The 807-nt window shown below is 69.6% G+C and carries 1 pseudogene; it reads right to left on the bottom strand.

Annotation, left to right across the window (positions count from 1 at the left end):
* Positions 1–807 (bottom strand): annotated as a pseudogene (locus tag AB4Y92_RS25095) (hypothetical protein); the annotation flags it as partial.

The following is an 807-nucleotide window of genomic DNA, read 5'->3' as shown; positions in this document are numbered from 1 at the left end:
GGTCACCGTCGCGGTGCCGCTGACRCCGGTGATCGTCGTCGGACCCGTCGCCGTCAACGGGAAGTCGTTGATCGTCGCGGTGCCGCCGTTGTCGTTGGTCACCGTCTTGACCAGGGTCAGCGTCGCCGCCTGATCGTCGTTGACGATGGTGCACGTCGCGTTCTGCCCGCCGGTCAGCACCAGGCTGTCGCCGGTCAGCGTGCCGCCGGTGCAATTCCACGCGCCGGCGGTGTAGCCGGCCACGTTGGTTTCGCTCAGGGTGTAGGTGCCCGCACCGACCGCCGCGGCGGTCACCGTCGTGCTGCCGCTGACACCCGTGATCGTGGTCGGACCCGTCGCGGTCAACGGGAACTCGTTGATCGTCGCGGTGCCGCCGTTGTCGTTGGTCACCGTCTTGACCAGGGTCAGCGTCGCGGCCTGGTCGTCATTGACGATGGTGCACGTCGCGTTCTGGCCGCCGGTCAGCACCAGGCTGTCGCCGGTCAAGGCGCCCGCGGTGCAGGTCCACGCGCCGGCGGTGTAACCGGCCACGTTGGTTTCGCTCAGGGTGTAGGTGCCGGCACCGACCGCCGCGTTCGTCACCGTCGCGGTGCCGCTGACACCGGTGATCGTCGTCGGACCGGTCGCCGTCAACGGGAACTCGTTGATCGTCGCGGTGCCGCCGTTGTCGTTGGTCACCGTCTTGACCAGGGTCAGCGTCGCCGCCTGGTCGTCGTTGACGATCGTGCAGGTCGCGTTCTGGCCRCYGGGCAGSACCAGGCTGTCGCCGGTCAAGGCGCCCGCGGTGCAGGTCCACGCGCCGGCGCG

Source organism: Lysobacter sp. TAB13 (assembly GCF_052113885.1).
Lineage (GTDB): Bacteria > Pseudomonadota > Gammaproteobacteria > Xanthomonadales > Xanthomonadaceae > Lysobacter > Lysobacter gummosus.
The sequence above is the reverse complement of the archived record's forward strand: the minus strand, read 5'-3'. Positions and strand labels throughout refer to the sequence as shown.